Here is a 249-nt window from a genome sequence, read left to right as displayed (position 1 = left end):
GTAACGGAAGCCCGAGCCACAGGCACAAAAAACAATCCCTCGTAAGATGTTTTTGAATTCTGCGACCTTTCGCCCTGCAAGTTTTGGGTCTTGTCGCTCACTCAATTTTGCGCCGACTCTATAAAACTCTGACTCTGAAATTACTGCCGGATAATAGCCTTTAATCTCTTTTTTGACCTGAATCGGCTTACCTGATTCGTCCCACTCCATAGCGATAAAAGACCCGTAAATTGCGGGCTGTCGAAGAAC

At 45.8% G+C, this 249-nt stretch carries 1 protein-coding gene; it reads right to left on the bottom strand.

The window, feature by feature from the left end; translation table 11 throughout:
- A partial coding sequence (locus AC6UDB_RS07190) for a recombinase family protein (protein ID WP_500709582.1) occupies positions 1 to 249 on the bottom strand: 249 nt, incomplete at both ends.

The sequence above is a fragment of the Fructilactobacillus sp. X3R2C1 genome (assembly GCF_059901235.1).
The sequence above is the reverse complement of the archived record's forward strand: the minus strand, read 5'-3'. Positions and strand labels throughout refer to the sequence as shown.